The 15,526-nt window shown below is 64.3% G+C and carries 13 protein-coding genes; 5 read left to right on the top strand and 8 right to left on the bottom strand.

Features of this window, described 5'->3' with window-relative positions; translation table 11 throughout:
* Positions 1–82: 82 nt before the first annotated feature.
* From rsmA to OUZ30_RS03460, 7 genes are all read right to left on the bottom strand, one after another.
* Complete coding sequence (gene rsmA, locus OUZ30_RS03430; RefSeq protein WP_266180775.1) at positions 83–868, bottom strand: 16S rRNA (adenine(1518)-N(6)/adenine(1519)-N(6))-dimethyltransferase RsmA; 786 nt, start codon at positions 866–868, stop codon at positions 83–85.
* Between the two features lie 123 nt (positions 869–991).
* Positions 992–2,011, bottom strand: coding sequence for a 4-hydroxythreonine-4-phosphate dehydrogenase PdxA (gene pdxA, locus OUZ30_RS03435; RefSeq protein WP_266180776.1), 1,020 nt, complete (start codon positions 2,009–2,011; stop codon positions 992–994).
* A 7-nt stretch (positions 2,012–2,018) separates the two neighbouring features.
* Complete coding sequence (locus OUZ30_RS03440) at positions 2,019–3,368, bottom strand: peptidylprolyl isomerase (RefSeq protein ID WP_266180777.1); 1,350 nt, start codon at positions 3,366–3,368, stop codon at positions 2,019–2,021.
* A gap of 38 nt (positions 3,369–3,406) precedes the next feature.
* Positions 3,407–5,857, bottom strand: coding sequence for an LPS-assembly protein LptD (locus OUZ30_RS03445; RefSeq protein ID WP_266180778.1), 2,451 nt, complete (start codon positions 5,855–5,857; stop codon positions 3,407–3,409).
* Positions 5,858–6,099: 242 nt separating this feature from the next.
* Complete coding sequence (locus tag OUZ30_RS03450; protein WP_266180779.1) at positions 6,100–7,020, bottom strand: histone deacetylase family protein; 921 nt, start codon at positions 7,018–7,020, stop codon at positions 6,100–6,102.
* 5 nt (positions 7,021–7,025) lie between these two features.
* Positions 7,026–7,586 (bottom strand): cob(I)yrinic acid a,c-diamide adenosyltransferase, encoded by a 561-nt coding sequence (locus OUZ30_RS03455; protein WP_266180780.1) that lies wholly within the window; start codon positions 7,584–7,586, stop codon positions 7,026–7,028.
* Between the two features lie 17 nt (positions 7,587–7,603).
* The gene (locus tag OUZ30_RS03460) at positions 7,604–8,212 is read right to left on the bottom strand and encodes a hypothetical protein (RefSeq protein WP_266180781.1); all 609 of its coding nucleotides are present in this window, start codon (positions 8,210–8,212) and stop codon (positions 7,604–7,606) included.
* 123 nt (positions 8,213–8,335) lie between these two features.
* Here OUZ30_RS03460 and ubiH point away from each other — a divergent pair, with 123 nt between their 5' ends.
* Genes ubiH through OUZ30_RS03475 form a run of 3 tightly spaced genes read left to right on the top strand, consistent with a single transcriptional unit; the run spans position 8,336 to position 11,613 of the window.
* The gene (gene ubiH, locus OUZ30_RS03465; RefSeq protein WP_266180783.1) at positions 8,336–9,577 is read left to right on the top strand and encodes a 2-octaprenyl-6-methoxyphenyl hydroxylase; all 1,242 of its coding nucleotides are present in this window, start codon (positions 8,336–8,338) and stop codon (positions 9,575–9,577) included.
* The gene (locus OUZ30_RS03470; RefSeq protein WP_266180784.1) at positions 9,574–10,791 is read left to right on the top strand and encodes a UbiH/UbiF/VisC/COQ6 family ubiquinone biosynthesis hydroxylase; all 1,218 of its coding nucleotides are present in this window, start codon (positions 9,574–9,576) and stop codon (positions 10,789–10,791) included. Before ubiH ends, OUZ30_RS03470 begins: the two co-directional genes overlap by 4 nt.
* Positions 10,792–10,824: 33 nt before the next feature.
* Positions 10,825–11,613 carry a dienelactone hydrolase family protein gene (locus tag OUZ30_RS03475; RefSeq protein ID WP_266180785.1) on the top strand — a complete coding sequence of 263 codons (789 nt, stop codon included), beginning with the start codon at positions 10,825–10,827 and terminating at the stop codon, positions 11,611–11,613.
* 56 nt (positions 11,614–11,669) lie between these two features.
* On the opposite strand, the gene OUZ30_RS03480 is transcribed toward OUZ30_RS03475, so the two are convergent.
* Entirely contained in the window at positions 11,670–12,671 is a 1,002-nt protein-coding gene (locus tag OUZ30_RS03480) for a polyprenyl synthetase family protein (protein ID WP_266180786.1), read from the bottom strand.
* 137 nt (positions 12,672–12,808) lie between these two features.
* Here OUZ30_RS03480 and OUZ30_RS03485 point away from each other — a divergent pair, with 137 nt between their 5' ends.
* The gene (locus tag OUZ30_RS03485; protein WP_266180787.1) at positions 12,809–14,029 is read left to right on the top strand and encodes an MFS transporter; all 1,221 of its coding nucleotides are present in this window, start codon (positions 12,809–12,811) and stop codon (positions 14,027–14,029) included.
* Positions 14,030–14,144: 115 nt separating this feature from the next.
* Positions 14,145–15,116, top strand: coding sequence for a DedA family protein/thiosulfate sulfurtransferase GlpE (locus OUZ30_RS03490; RefSeq protein ID WP_266180788.1), 972 nt, complete (start codon positions 14,145–14,147; stop codon positions 15,114–15,116).
* Positions 15,117–15,526: the final 410 nt, after the last annotated feature.

Here is a 15,526-nt window from a genome sequence, read left to right on the forward strand (position 1 = left end):
TGCGTCCCACGGGGACTCACTTCGGTCGTAAGCGGCAACCTGGCGACAACGCTCAGTTGTCGCGGTATCGCAAAGCCCGCCCTCAACCCATAACAACTTTGGCCAGACGCACGTAGTCGTGCGGCGAGAGGGTTTCGGCGCGGGCCTTGGGGTCTACATCCGCGGCGATGATGGCGCTGCTGTCCATGACGTTCTTGAGCGCATTGCTGAGCGTTTTCCGCCGTTGGGCGAATGCCGCCTTGACGATGGTGTAAATCCGCTCGGGATCGGCGTCCGGTAATTGCTCGGGCGCGAGAGGCACCAGCCGCACGACGGCCGAATCGACCTTCGGCGGTGGGCGGAATGCGCCGGGCGGTACCGTGAACAGCGGTTCCACCCGACAAGCCAGCTGCAACATCACCGAGAGCCGCCCGTACACCTTGCTGCCAGGCTCAGCCGCCATGCGGTCGACCACTTCCTTCTGCAGCATGAAGTGCATGTCCTGGATGGCGCGAGCGTGCTCGACGCAGTGGAACAGGATCGGGCTGGAGATGTAGTACGGCAGGTTGCCGGCCACGCGCAGACGCTCCACACCCTGGCGATGGGCGAGGGCGGTGAAGTCCACCTTGAGCACGTCCGAGTGGATGATGTTCAACTCGCCAACGCTGGCCGCCCGCGCCTTGAGGCCGGGAATCAGGTCAGTGTCCAGTTCGATCGCGGTGAGCTTGCCCGCGGCGGCAAGCAGCGGCAGGGTCAGTGCGCCTTCGCCCGGGCCGATCTCCACGACGAAGTCCTCCGCGCGTGGCGAGATGGCGCTGACGATGCGCTCGATATAGCGCTTCTCGTGGAGGAAGTGCTGGCCGAAGCTTTTCTTGGGACGGGCGTTCATGAGTGATGCCGGGGAGTGGGCTGTGGGCATGCGGACATCGTGTGATGTCGCGAGAAACGAAGACGTGAGTGTGCGCTTGTCGAGTGTGCGGCCGGCTGCGTTGCGTTGCTGCGTGCGCCAGCGCTACCCATCGTCCACTCCGTGCGTGCCCGTGTGTTGGCGTCGTGCCACGAGCTCCAGCGCCATCCGCGCCGCGGCGATCAGGCTCGATGGATCTGCGCGACCGGTTCCGGCGAGATCGAGCGCGGTGCCGTGGTCCACCGAGGTGCGGATGAAGGGTAGACCCAGGGTGAGATTGACTGTGCGGTCAAAGGCTTCGCTCTTGAGTACAGGCAGGGCCTGGTCGTGGTACATCGCCAATACCGCATCGTAGCGCTCACGTTGGGCGGGCACGAAGGCGGTATCGGCGGGCAGCGGCCCGATCAGTTGCATCCCTTCAGCGCGTAGGGTGTCCAGCAAGGGGATGATCGTATCGATCTCCTCACGCCCGAGATGACCACCTTCGCCCGCATGAGGGTTGAGGCCCAGCACGGCGATGCGCGGTTCGCCAAAGCCGAACTTGTCCCGCAGTTCGCGCTGAACGATGCGCAGGACGCGTTCCAGCGTCGCCGGCGTAATGGCAGCAGGCACGGCAGACAACGGGAGGTGTGTCGTGGCCAGCGCGACGCGCAACTCTGGACTGGCCAGCATCATGACGACATCGGCGTGGGCGCGCTCGGCGAAAAATTCGGTATGCCCGCTGAAGCGGATGCCTGCTTCGTTGATGGACGATTTTTGCAGCGGGGCAGTGACGACGGCAGCGTAGCGTCCTGCCATGCAACCATCCGCCGCCTCGGCGAGCGTGGCCAGCACATGTCGGGCATTGCGTGGATCAGGCTGCCCCGGTACTTCCTGCGTATCCAGCGCTACATGATGAATGCGCAGTTCGCCGGGACGCCGAGTGCGAATTGGCGCCGAATCGTCGTCGATAAACTCGACCGGCAGGCCGCAGCGGTCAGCGGCTCGCTGCAGCAGATGGCGATCGGCGATCGCAATGAAATTGGCCGCCAACGGAGTGGCGGCCAATCGGATCAACAGCTCTGGGCCGATCCCCGCCGGCTCACCCGCAGTGATGGCAAGCCGGGGTAGGGTGTCGTTGCTCAACGCCGTCTCAGGGGGACTTCGCCGCGCCCTGCGGCTCGCCAGACTCGCGCAGCTCGGGCACCAGGATGTTCACGTAGGCGTTGGAACGCATCTCGCGCAGGTAGTCTTCATAGACCTGCTCGGCCTTGCGGTTACCGATGGCCTGACGAGCCTGATTGCGCGAGATCTCGTCCGTGCGGTCGGCCTGGCGAGTGCCGAGGCGCTGCAGGATGTGCCAGCCGATTTCACTCTGGAACGGCTGCGAGACTTGGTTGTCCTTCATCTCGCCCAGGTGCTGGGCAATGATCGTGCCCCAGTCCTGCTGCGCGAACCAACCCATGTCGCCACCATTGTTCGCGGTGGTGTCGTCCTTGGAGTTCTCCTTCGCCAGCTTGGCGAAGTCCTCATGCTTGTTGACGATCTGGTTGTACAGATCCATCGCCTTCTGATGGGCCTGCTCCGGCGTCAGCAGCTCGCTGGGCTTGATCAGGATCTGGCGGGCGTGGAACTCGTCCACCATCTGGCGGCTCGGTGCGCGCTGCTCGATCAGCTTGAGGATGTGGAAACCCGTGGGACCGCGCAAGGCAGCGGTGACATCGCCAGCCTTCATATTGGCGACGGCGTCAGCGAAGGCGGGCGGAACTTCATCCACACGGCGCCAGCCAAGATCGCCGCCCTCAAGGGCATCCTGGGCATCGGAATAGCGGATCGCCGCTGCATGGAAGTCCATGCCGCCCTTGATAGCATTGATGGCCTGCTCGGATTTTTCCTGAGCGGCCTTGATGTCGGCGGCACCGGCGCCGGCAGGCAGGCTGACCTGGATATGCGCCAGATGGATTTCACCAGCCTTATAGGAGGGGCTGGTCAGCATGTTGTTGATTTCGCTGTCCGTGACGGTCACCTGGTCGCGCACGACGCTATCGTGCAGGCGCTGGGCCACCAACTGGTCAGAGAGCTGGTGACGGAACGCGGCAAAACTGGAGCCGTCGTGCTCAACCGCTGCCCGCAACTGGTCCGCCGTCATCCGGTTCTGCTGGGCGACCGCATTGACGGCCTGGTCCACATCGGCATCGGAGACGCGGATGCCCTGGTCGTCGGCACGCTGCACCTGCAGCTTCATAAGGATCAGGCGATCGAGTACCTGTCGCTGGAGCACATCCATCGGTGGTAGCTGGCCGGGATTGCTGGCGTACTGCTGCTGCACGGAGCGCACGGCTTCGTTCAGCTCGCTCTGCAGGATGACGCCTTCATCCACCACCGCCACGATACGGTCGAGCGGCTGTTTGCCGGTGGCCGCCTGCGGCAGCAACTGGGCATGGGTGGGCAAGGCGGTCGCCGTAGCGATCGCGAGCAGGAACATCGCGAAAGGTTGCTTCATTAGTCCGGAGCCTTCAATCGCCCGAGGCGACAGGGAAGTTATTGATATCCAAGAATACCACTGCGCAGGAGGTTTTCCGACTTGCCCATCGAGCTCCCCATGCCCTTGAATTCGACTTCAAACATGATGGAGGTGTTGGTGGAGGCGCCTGCCGCTGGCGTAAGGTAGTTGTAGGAATTCACGTAATGTCGTGCGATCAGGCGTAGGGCAACGCAGCAGCTGTCATATTCCACGCCAGCGAGCGCCTCCACCGTGGCCTTGTCCAGCACCGAATACGTCCAGTGGCCAAGCAGTCGCCAGCGATCGGAGACGGGATAGACAATGGATGCGTCGTATTGTTCCAGCAGGGGTTGCACGCTGCCGGGGGTGCGGCGGTAGCGGTAGGAGAAATTGATGATGCCGTCGGTGAGCAGGCGTCGCTGAACCCCGATCGCGCCGAGATCGGTGAGGCGGGTGTTCGGGTTCCACTGATAGGACGAGGTGACTCGCCATTGGTCGTCGAGCTGGGTGTCTAGCTCGGCAACGTAGTCAGAGCCGGACCAGTTGGTGGGCGGGGGGACGGAATTGCCATAGGGCAGCTGTACCCGCTGTTCGGTGAAGTAGCGGATTTGGCCAAAGCTCGCCGATAGGCGCTCGACGCCGTTTTCGTCCAACAGGCGCGAAGTGATCGCGCCGGTGAGATTGTTGGCATTCATCTGCCGGTCCGCGCCGGAAAATTGGTTCGGCGTAAACAGCTGCCAAGTGTCGAACGACATCAGGTTGGTATCGAATAACGGCAAGTTGTCCTGATCCCGGTACGGCACATACAGGTAATAAATCCGAGGCTCCAGTGTCTGGGTGTAACTGGTGCCAAATAGCGATGTGCTGCGGTCGAAGATCAATCCGCTGTCGAGACTGACAATGGGCAACGAGCGGCTAGGCGAGGTTTGAGTGAATGGCGTGGCTATGCCTGGCGTGAGTGGTCCGACGTAGCCGAACGCATTGTAGTTGCCGATCAGATCGTAGGCCGTATAGCGATAAGCGACCTTGGGGCGTACAAACCACGAGGCACCTCGAAAGTCCGCGGCAAGATAGGGGTACAGGTCGAGACGATTGCCTTCGACCGACTCGTCCTTGCGGAAGGCGACCGCTTCGGTATTGGCCCCAAACTCCAGCCATCGTTCGATCGGCACATCCACATTGAAGACGGCGCGCGGCCAGCGCTTGTACTGCACCGAGCTGTCGGGTAACGAGGGGTCGATGTTCTGGTAATCGTCCGCGCCGATCCAGGCCGCCCACAAGCTACCGCCCCCCCAAGTGCCGCTCCCCACGACGTAGGCGCTCGATGTGAGCGTGCCGATGGATGCAGTGAACAGGTCATTGCCGAAGTCGCGCAGATAATTGCGATCCGACGCGCGATTGATGCTTGTCGTGAATGCCCACGGACCAAACAGGTGCGTATAGTCGTTGAGCTTGAACAGGTAGCGATTGGTGTTCTCGGTGTTGATGACGCTATCTGGATCCGTCGTGCCACGATCGTTCGGCAGGAACTCGATATTCATCTGGCCGGTGCTGCCAGGGACGTAGTAGCGGAACTCGCCACCCAGTAACACGCCGCGGTCGGTGTAGATGCGCGGATCCAGCGTGGCGTCGTAATTCGGCGCCAGGTTGAGGTAATAGGGCGCGCTGATCATCAGGCCCGAGCGGCTGGAATTACCAATGGTCGGGTCCAGGAAGCCGGTCTTGCGCTCGTCGTTGATCGGGAAGCTGAAGTAGGGCATGTAAAAGATCGGCACGTTGCCGACATACATGGTCGCGCTGCGGGCAATACCCTCGCCGGTCTCCTTGTCCATGCGGATGTCTTTGGCGCGCAGTTCCCACACATGGCTGCCGACATCGCAGGTGGAATAGGTCGCCTGGAAATAGCGGGTGCGCTGATCGTCCAGCATCTGGCCTTGTTCGGCCACGCCATGGCCGCGTGAGGTCAACATCTGATAGGTCACGTTGTCGGCGATGCCGGTGCTGGCGTCCTGGTTGCCACGCATGTGGTCAGAAGACATCAGCTGGCCGACTTCCTGGTAGCGCACGTTGCCGCGCGCATCGTAGTCGCTGGTGTCCTGGTTGTAGTCCGCCACGTCGGCTTGAACGCGCTGGTCGGCGCGTTCCATCTTCACCCTCCCCTCAAGGTGGTAGATAGACTGGTTGGAGCTATCCACGCGCTCGGCGTAGACATAGGTATTGGAGGTGGCACGCACCGAGCTGTCCTTGCTCAGCAACGGGTCGTAGAAATCGAGCATGGCGTTCGGTCGGCACATCGCGAAACTGACCGGCCTTGGCGCGCAGTGGAACGCACCGAGCGGGCAGCCCGCCGCCGCTCTGGCGGTAATCGTGGGTCCCGACGTTTGCGGCGCCGACTGAGCTTCAACCGGGCCACCGAACAGGGCAAAGGCAGCAGCGACCGCCAACAGGCGGCGCGGGGGCAGGTGGCGCGAAGTCAGCTTGGGCGTCACGTTGGCAGTCTGTCGGCTGGGAGGCTCGTAAAACTATCAGAAAGACCCCCTGGACGGCAGTTGCATCAGCGGCCCGTGGTACGAGGATCAGGTATCAGCCGGCTAAATCGAGCACGGCCGACGCCCGGTGGCGAGCCGATCCGAACCCGGAGTCGTACATCGCCCGCCCCTGCTGCGCCAGCGAACCCCACACCGTCCCCAGCCGTCTAGCCGCAAGGCGTCGCGTGACAACTGGAGCAGCGCTAGGCGTCCAGTAGCTCGCCGACGTGTGCGGCGACGCTCGCGGCCAGGGCCAGCAGGTTGTAGCCGCCTTCCAGACTGGATACCAATCGCCCCTCGGCGTGGGCGTGCGCCACGTCGAGTAGTCGGCTGGTGATCCAGGCGTAGTCTTCGCTGCCCAGGCGCAGGTCGGCCAAGGGGTCATTGCGATGGGCGTCGAAGCCTGCCGATACCAGCACCAGCTGTGGCTTGAACGCGTGCAGCCGAGGGATTAGCGCGCCCTCCCACAGTTCGCGGAACTCGTAGGAGCCATCGCCCGGCGACAACGGCGCGTTGACGATATTGCCAACGCCGCGTTCGTCCTCGCGCCCGCTGTCGGGGTACAAGGGCATCTGGTGGCTGGAAATGAACAGCACACGCGATTCCTTGGCGAAGATATCTTGCGTGCCGTTGCCATGATGGACGTCGAAGTCGGCGATGGCGACGCGCTTGAGGCCATGGGCCGCCATGGCGTGGGTCGCCGCCACGGCGATATTGTTGAACAGGCAAAAGCCCATGGCCCGGTCCGGCGGCGCGTGATGGCCGGGTGGCCTCACCGCGCAAAAGGCCTGCCCACCGCCGCTGAGCACGGCGTCCACGGCCGCCACGGCGGCGCCGGCCGCCCGCAGCGCAGCTTCGGCCGAACCGTGGGACATCAGGGTGTCTTCATCGAGCCGGACGGTGCCGCTCTCGGGCACGATGCCCAGGATGCGATCGATGTGCTCGGCGGTATGCACACGCAGCAGCTGTTCACGCGTTGCGCGCGGCGCCTCGATGCGGTCCAGGGCAGCGAAGCGGTCATGGTCGAGCGCTTGAAGTACGGCACGCAGACGCGCTGGCGATTCGGCGTGATCCGGGCCGGGATCGTGTTGCAGGCAGTGGGCGTGGGTATAGAGCCGCAGCATGGCCCCTACGCTTTTCGGCGGCGCTCGTGCTGCCATAACACCTCACCGTGGCCGCTGGCGCGGGCCAGCACGCGGGAGATCACGAACAGCAGGTCGGAAAGGCGGTTGAGGTAGCGTTGGGCTTGCGGTCGCACGTCTTCGACACGGGCCAGTGCGATGACTTCACGCTCGGCACGGCGACACACGGTGCGTGCCAGATGGCAGCAGGACGCGGCCATGCCGCCGCCGGGCAGGATGAAGTCCTTGAGCGGCGGCAGCGGGTCATTAAAACCGTCGAGCACCTGCTCCAGCCGGTCGATGTCCTTGTCCTCGATCATCGCCATGCCGGGAATACACAGCTCGCCGCCGAGGTCGAACAGCTCATGCTGGACCTGGGTCAGTGCTTCGCGGATGGCGTCGTCCACGCCAGCGGCAGCCAGCACCATGCCGATGGTGCTGTTGAGTTCGTCGACCGTGCCATAGGCCGATACGCGTAGCGAGTCTTTGGCGACGCGGGAACCATCGCCAAGGCCGGTGCTGCCATCGTCACCCGTGCGGGTGTAGATCTTTGAGAGGCGATTACCCACGGGTGGCCACTGTCTCGTTAGCGGTGCAGGTCACGCGACGCGACGGTATGACCGAGCGTGCGCGAAAGCTGGGTGACCAGCACGTGCAGCAGGGCGCCGATGCCTACGTAAAACGCGGTGGTACCGAGGAACGGCAGATACCAGTCGCCCAGGTTCGCGAACCATGCGCTGAAGCTGCGCGGCTGCGGCACGCTGTTGCTGAGCCAGTAGAAGCTGCCGTTGGAGAGCACGTAGCAGGCCAGTTGGCTGACCAGCAGCGCCACGGCCGCAAGACCCAGGGTCGACATGCTCAGGCCGCGCTGGTGGCGCGCCAGCCAGCTGCCGCCCATCCACAGGGACAGGTAGGCCGGAATCAGGAACCAGTAGGCCACCGATACGCAGTAGTGGCTCCAGAAGTCGATGCCCTGTCCGTTGATCACCAGGTAATCAATGAGGACGGCCCCGGCCATGAGCAGCGGAAATGCCCAACGAAACGATCCGCGCAGCCAGAACCCGGCCAGGAAGAACACCGCCCACGACGCATCGCGCACATCATGGTTGAACAGCGAAAGGTGAATGCGGGTGGCGGTCATCACCAGGGCGAGTGCCAGGAAGATGCCTAGCCGCTGGGTTTGCGTCATAGCCATGAGTTGCTCCGTCTGATACGCCAAATGCAGACAGCAAGTCTATCGCAATTATGGATAGCCGAACGCCTCTTGAATGGGGGCTGCCATGGGGTCCGGCCGTTTCAGCGCGTATCATCCCCCGCCATGATTACCTCATCTGATCACGTCGCCCCTGTGACTTCCGCTCAGCAGCCGGTCCTTATCATTGGTGGTGGACTGGTGGGCGCCAGCCTGGCCATTGCGCTCGACGCGGCCGGTATCGACGCCGTCATGGTCGAGGCCGCTGCGCCGCGCGTCGGAGATCAGCCCAGCTACGATGAACGCAATCTCGCGCTGGCCCGGGCTACCGTAAACGGCCTCGCTGCAATCGGCGTATGGCCGCATGCAGCGGCACAAGCGACCCCGATTCGTCACATCCACGTCACGCGTGCCGGCGAGTTCGGCAGTGTCCAGTTGGACGCCGCGAAACATGCGGTCGACGCGTTGGGCTGGACCCTCCCTGCTCGCGAACTCGGGGCGGCCTTGCTGCGGCGCCTGGATGAGTGCCGACGACTGCGGCGCCTGGCTCCTGCCCGACTGGAGGCATTGCAGCCGCTGGCCCAAGGTTGGCGGGCACGCATTCGCACAGCCGAGGGCTCAATGGAAATCGATACACCGCTGCTGGTGGGCGCGGACGGCACCGCGTCGTTCGTGCGCGACCAGGTCGGCATCGGCACCGAACGCCATGACTACCAGCAGACGCTGTTCGTCTGCACGATCACGCCGGAGCGCGACCACGCCAACCGCGCGTACGAGCGTTTCGCGGACAACGGCCCGATCGCGCTGCTGCCACTGACGGAGCGCCGCTGTGGCCTGGTGCTTACCGTTGCTCGCGAGGACGCCGACACCGTCGCTGCGTTGGACGATGAGGGTTTCGTCGGTCTGGCCCAGCAGCGGTTTGGCTGGCGGCTGGGCCGCTTGAGTCGACCGGGCAAGCGGCATGCTTATCCCATCCAGCGGGTGGCGGCGAGCGCACTGGTCGCGCCAAGGGCGGTGCTGGTCGGCAATGCAGCCCAGACCATTCATCCGATTGGCGCGCAAGGATTCAATCTGGGTCTGCGCGATGCGCTGACGTTGGCGGAACTGGTGGCTGGCGTGGCCGACCCAGGGGCTCACGATGTGTTGGAGCGCTACGCCGCACGCCGTGCTGCCGATCGCGAGGGCACCATGGCGATGAGCCATGGCCTCGTGCAACTGGCCTGTCTGCCACAGCCATGGTTAGGGCCGTTGCGCTCCATGGTCATGCTGGCATTCGATCGCCTGCCGCCGGTGCAGCGTTTGCTGGCCAGGCGCGGCATGGGTTTTCGCAGTGATCCGCCTCGTGCGGTACTGGAGCGACTGCCATGAGCGGCCCCGGCATGACACGAGGCGAGTCTTCACGCCGTCGCGGACCTGCCTTGGATGTCGCAGTCGTAGGCGGCGGCATGGTGGGCGCCGCGACCGCGCTGGCGCTGGCGCGCGCAGGATTCGCCACGGCCTTGCTTGAAGCTTGGGCCCCTTCGCCGTGGTCCGCTCAAGGCGACGTTGATTTGCGCGTGGTCGGTCTTGCGCCTTCGTCTGTCGCGCTGCTTGACGAACTCGATGTATGGACGTCCATCCGCGACGCGCGCGCGAGCCCCTATGCGCACATGCACGTGTGGGATGCGGCGACGGGTGCCGCGATCCATTTTGATGCGGCCACCGAAGGACGCGATCTGCTTGGCTACATCGTCGAGAACAGCCTGGTGCAGTGGCAGTTGTGGCAGGCGCTGGAGGGTGCTGGCGTGCGCCGGCTGTGCCCGGCACAGGTGCATCGTTTCGAGGTGCTTGAAGATCGCATTCAACTGGAGCTCGACGCCGGCGAGGCCATGTCCGCGCGCCTGCTGGTCGCCGCCGACGGCGCCGGATCACCCCTGCGTACACTGGCCGGCATCGAGACGCAGGGGCGCGACTATGCCCAGCGCGGCGTGGTGGCCCACGTCACCACCGAACGCGCTCACGAAGGCACGGCGTGGCAGCGTTTCCTGGCCACCGGCCCGCTGGCGCTGCTGCCTTTGGCGGATGGACGCAGTTCCATTGTGTGGACGCTGCCCGAGGCCGAGGCGCAGCGCGTCATGGCACTGGGCGACCAGGCATTTCTCGATGAGCTCGGCGTCGCCAGCGACTTCCGCCTGGGACGCGTGACGGGCAGCACGCCGCGTGCCGCGTTTCCGCTCAAGTTGCAGTTGGCCAAGAGCTACCAGGCCGATCGATTCGTGCTGTTGGGTGATGCGGCGCATGCGGTCCACCCGCTGGCAGGGCAGGGTGTGAACCTGGGACTGCGCGACGTGACTGAATTGCGCGATACCCTGGTGGCTGCGCGCGACGAAGGTCGCGACATCGCGGCGAGCCACGTGCTGCGTGGTTACGCGCGCCGCCGACGCAGCGCCGACACACTCGATGCGCTGGGCTTTGACGCGCTGGCGCGTATCTACAGTTGGCAGTCGCCGCCGCTGATGGCTGCGCGCGGCCTGGGCGTGCGCCTGCTGGATCGGTTGTCTCCCATCAAACGTCGGTTGGCGGAACACGCCGCTGGCCTTTAAGCCTTTCAAACCCTGCAACGAGGAGTGGAAGTCATGCGTATCGCCCGACTTTGTTGTGCGCTGTTGTTGTCCGGCTTTGCCTTCGCCGCCCAGGCGAAGATGGTGCACAAGCCGGTGGAATGGATGCAGGACGGCACGCGTTTTCATAGCGTGCTGGTCTATGACGACGCCGTGGCCACCAAGCGCCCGGGCCTGGTGATGGTGCCCAACTGGTATGGCGTGAACGATCTCGCGCTGAAGAAGGCCGAGGGCATTGCCGGCAAGGATTACGTCATCCTGGTGACCGACATGTATGGCGAAAAGGTGCGCCCAACCAGCGACGAGCAGGCGATGGCGGCAGTGAAGCCGCTATACGGTGACCGTGGGTTGATGCGTACCCGCGTCAATCTCGCGCTGGGCCAGCTCAAGGCGCAAGCCAAGGAAGCCCCTATCGATCTTTCGAAGCTGGCGGCGATCGGCTTCTGCTTCGGCGGTTCGGCCGTGCTCGACCTGGCGCGCAGCGGTGCCGACATCGCCGCCGTGGTGTCGTTCCATGGCGGGCTGCAGACCGATGACCCGGCCTTGGCCAAGCAGATCAAGGCGCGCGTGCTGGTAATGAACGGTGCCGATGACAAGGGCACCATGCCCGACGCGGACAAGTTCATGGACGAAATGCGCGGCAGCAAGGCCGACTGGCAGTTCGTGGTGCTGGGCAACACGGTGCATTGCTTTACGGAAACCGATCAGCACAAGCCCGGCTGCGCCTATGACGAACGGGCGGCTCAGCGCAGCTTTCGCATGATGCAGGACTGGCTGCACGGGGCGTTTACCGGCACGCCGTAAGGTTTGACCGATGCGCGTGCACCTCGGTCGAGGTGCACGCGATATCGTCGACGAGATCAGAAGTCGCGCTGTACCGAGTAGTCTGCCAGCGCAGCCAGCGCGTCGCGCCAGGGAGATTCGGGCAGCTCGCTCAAGGCGTGGCGTGCAGCGTTGGCATGCGCCACGGCGCGCGCGTGCGTGCGCTCAAGTGCACCGGAATCACGAATGGCGCCAATGATTCGATCGAGCGAATCGAGGCCGCCGTGCTCGATGGCATGGCGTAGCGACAGCGTCTGCTCGGCGTCGGCGCTCTGCAAGGCATAGATCAGCGGAAGGGTGGGCTTGCCCTCGGCCAAGTCGTCGCCCACGTTCTTGCCCATGGTGCCGGCATCGGAAACGTAATCCAGCAAATCGTCGGCAATCTGAAAGGCATAGCCGAGCTCCATGCCATAGCGGCGTAGTGCGCTGACCTGATGCTCGGGCAGGCCACCCAGCAGGCCGCCGAGTTCGGTGGCGGCGGCGAACAGCACGGCCGTCTTGCGTTCGATCACGGCCAGGTAGGAGGCCTCATCGACGTCGGCATTGCCGATGTTGAGCAGCTGCAGCACCTCGCCCTCGGCGATGGTGTTGGTGGTGTCGGCCAGGATGCGCATGATGCGCATGTTGTCCAGCTCGACCATCAACTGGAACGAACGCGAGTACAGGAAGTCGCCCACCAGCACGCTGGCCGCGTTGCCCCACAGCGCATTGGCGGTCTTGCGGCCACGCCGCAGGTCCGACTCGTCCACCACGTCGTCGTGCAGCAGGGTGGAGGTGTGGATGAACTCGATCACCGCCGCCAGCTTGATGTGCTGATCGCCGTGGTAGCCGGCCGCGCCCGCTGCCAGAACATGCAGCATCGGCCGCAAGCGCTTGCCGCCACTGGCAATAATGTGGTCCGCGATCTGGTTGATCAGCACCACGCCCGAGGACAGGCGGGCCCGGATCAAGGTGTCGACGCGCTGCATATCACCGGCAGCAAGCGCTCGTACGGCGGCGTAATCGGCGGAGCGGCGGGTGTCGGTGGAAGTCGTTGTCATGAGTAGGTCAAGGCTTCGTATCCGCCGATTATAAGGATATGGCGGCGCAAGAATGCGCCGCGACACGCGACCACAGTTTGGCGGTTGGGTCGAAACGTATAATGACGGGGTGGCCCGTCCTTACAAGATCCCGTCCGGTGAGCAAACTCTCCCCTCTTGAGCGGCGCAGTGCGCTGACCCTCGCTTGCGTCATCAGCCTGCGCTTGTTTGGCCTGTTTCTGATCATGCCGGTGTTCTCGCTGTATGCGAAACAGATGCCGGACGCCACGCCCTGGCTGATCGGGCTGGCCCTGGGCGTTTACGGCCTGGGCCAGGTGCTGCTGCAGATCCCGCTGGGTCTGCTGTCCGATCGGATCGGGCGCAAGCCCGCGATTACCATCGGATTGCTGGTGTTCGCGGCGGGTGGCCTGTTGGCGGCGTCTTCACATAGCCTGGTGGGTATTGTCATCGGGCGGGCGTTGCAGGGCATGGGGGCGGTGGCCGGGGCCGGTACGGCGCTGGCCGCGGATCTGACGCGCGAGGAGAACCGCAGCAAGGTCATGGGCATTATCGGCGTATCGATCGGCGTGGCCTTCCTGCTGGCGCTGATCCTGGGGCCGCCACTGGAGGCGGTCGATGGCCTTTCCGGCTTGTTTGCCGCCACCTCCATGCTGGCGTTGGCCGCGCTGGTCCTGCTCTGGTTGATCGTGCCTACGCCGGAGCGGCAGAAAGCGCCGGCCGCCGCAGCGCTTGGCAGCGTGCTGTCAATGTTGCGTGACGGCCGCATGATGGTGCTTAACGGGTCGGTGTTTTTCCTGCACATGCTGCTCACGGCCAGCTTCGTCGGCTTGCCCTTGCTGTTGGCGGACCGCCTGCACCTGCCGGTGAGCCAGCATTGGGAGCTCTACCTGCCGGTGATGGTAATCGCCGCCCTGGTGATGGGCGCCTGCCTGCACCGTATGCGCGACGTGGCGCAGAGCCTGCGTATCGTGGCGGTATGCGTGGTGGCCATTGGCCTGGGGTTGCTGGGCTTTGCCTTCTCCGGGGACCATCTTGCGGTCCTGGGTGTGGCGGCGGCCGTGTTCTTCTCGGCTTTCAACTTGTTGGAGGCCGCGCTACCGAGCCTGGTCTCCCAACTGGCACCCGCCCATTTGCGCGGTGCGGCCATGGGTGCCTATTCCACCAGTCAGTTCCTGGGCGCCTTTGTCGGCGGTGCGGTAGGCGGGGTGGCGCTCGGGCAGGTGGGTACCGGTGGGGTGTTCATCTGCGCGGCCGCCATGACCCTGATATGGCTGCCGCTGGTGCTGATGGGGGGACGTCGGATGGCCGGCGTGGACGCCAGCGTGGCAGGGGCCCTGCAGGCGTCGCCGGGGGCCTGACTTTGCCTCGGGTGTGAGCGCAAAATGGATTGCGTTTGGACCCGGCCGCCCCAATGATCCGGGCACTGCACCGCCCATATCGGCCGGGTTGTTGGCCGCGCGAGGTTTCCCGCCCATGGCTCATCACATCGTCGAGCTGATCGCACAATACGGGCTGTTGTTGGTTTTCATCAATGTGCTCGTCGAGCAGGCTGGCGCGCCGCTGCCGGCCGTGCCGACCATGATCGTCGCTGGTGCCTTGGCTGCCGCGGACAAGCTGCCGGTGGCCGGGCTGTTGGGTGTGGCCGTGCTGGCCTGTCTGCTGGCCGACTTTGCCTGGTATGCGGCGGGCCGTTATTACGGTGGCGGCGTGATGCGTACGCTGTGCCGTATTTCCTTGTCGCCCGATTCTTGTGTGAAACAGTCGGAGCTGCGTTTCCAGCGCTGGCGTGGCGGCATGTTGCTGCTCGCCAAGTTCGTGCCCGGTCTTTCTACGGTGGCGCCGCCGTTGGTGGGGGCGATGGGCCTGCGGCCAGCACCTTTTGCGCTGTTCGATGGCCTGGGCTCGCTGCTGTGGGTCGGCGTTGCGGTCGGTCTGGGCTATGTATTCGCCAGCCAGATTGAGGATGTACTTCAAGCCATGGCCAACGCCGGCAGCATCGCCTTGATGTTGCTGGGCTGTCTGCTGGCGCTCTACATCACCGTCAAATGGTGGCAGCGCCACCGCTTGCTGCGGACGCTGCGCATGGCGCGCATCACGGTGGAAGAACTCAACGACGCGATAACCGCTGGCCGCACGCCAGCCGTGGTCGACGTGCGTTCTGCTGCCGCGCGGATGGTGGATACCCGCGTGATTCCAGGCGCGCTGCTGGCGGACGTCAGTAGTGTCGATCGCATTGTCCAGGCGGTGCCCATCGACAGCGAACTGGTGATTTATTGCAGCTGTCCGAACGAGGCTTCTGCTGCCGTGGTGGCCAAGGCGCTGATGGCGCAGGGCTATACCCGGGTGCGTCCGTTGCTGGGTGGACTGGATGCCTGGGACCACGCCGGACTGCCGATCCAGCGTCTGGTCGTGGTCGACGACGTAGGTATGACCACGACCGCCTGAGCGCCCGCTCGAAGTCCTTGCGCCCTCTCGAAGGGAGGAGTGGGTTCTCGCTCGGTTGTCGGGTGTCGCTAGGTTGCTCGTCTATAGCGCGACGACCGAGCCTTTCCGCCAGCTTGCCGCTTACGCAGCGGGCGATAACAGCCAACCCAAGCCCGATGCCAATCGGCAAATTTTTACGCGTTCTATACGCCCCCGGGGTAATTCGCTACCCCTTTCTTATGCGCCAGTTCCGACAATTTGCACCGTTGATTAATACGGTGAGTCGGAACACATGGACGCCATCTACCTCTTGTTTTCGTTCGTGCTCTTTGCGGCAGCACTCGGCTTTCTGCTGATCTGCGACCGGTTGGGTCGACGCCCCTGATTGCCGGCCGTTGCCTGCGCGGCAACGGATTCCCTGGCTCACGCTT

This window comes from Dyella humicola (assembly GCF_026283945.1).
In the GTDB taxonomy this organism is placed as follows: Bacteria; Pseudomonadota; Gammaproteobacteria; order Xanthomonadales; family Rhodanobacteraceae; genus Dyella; species Dyella humicola.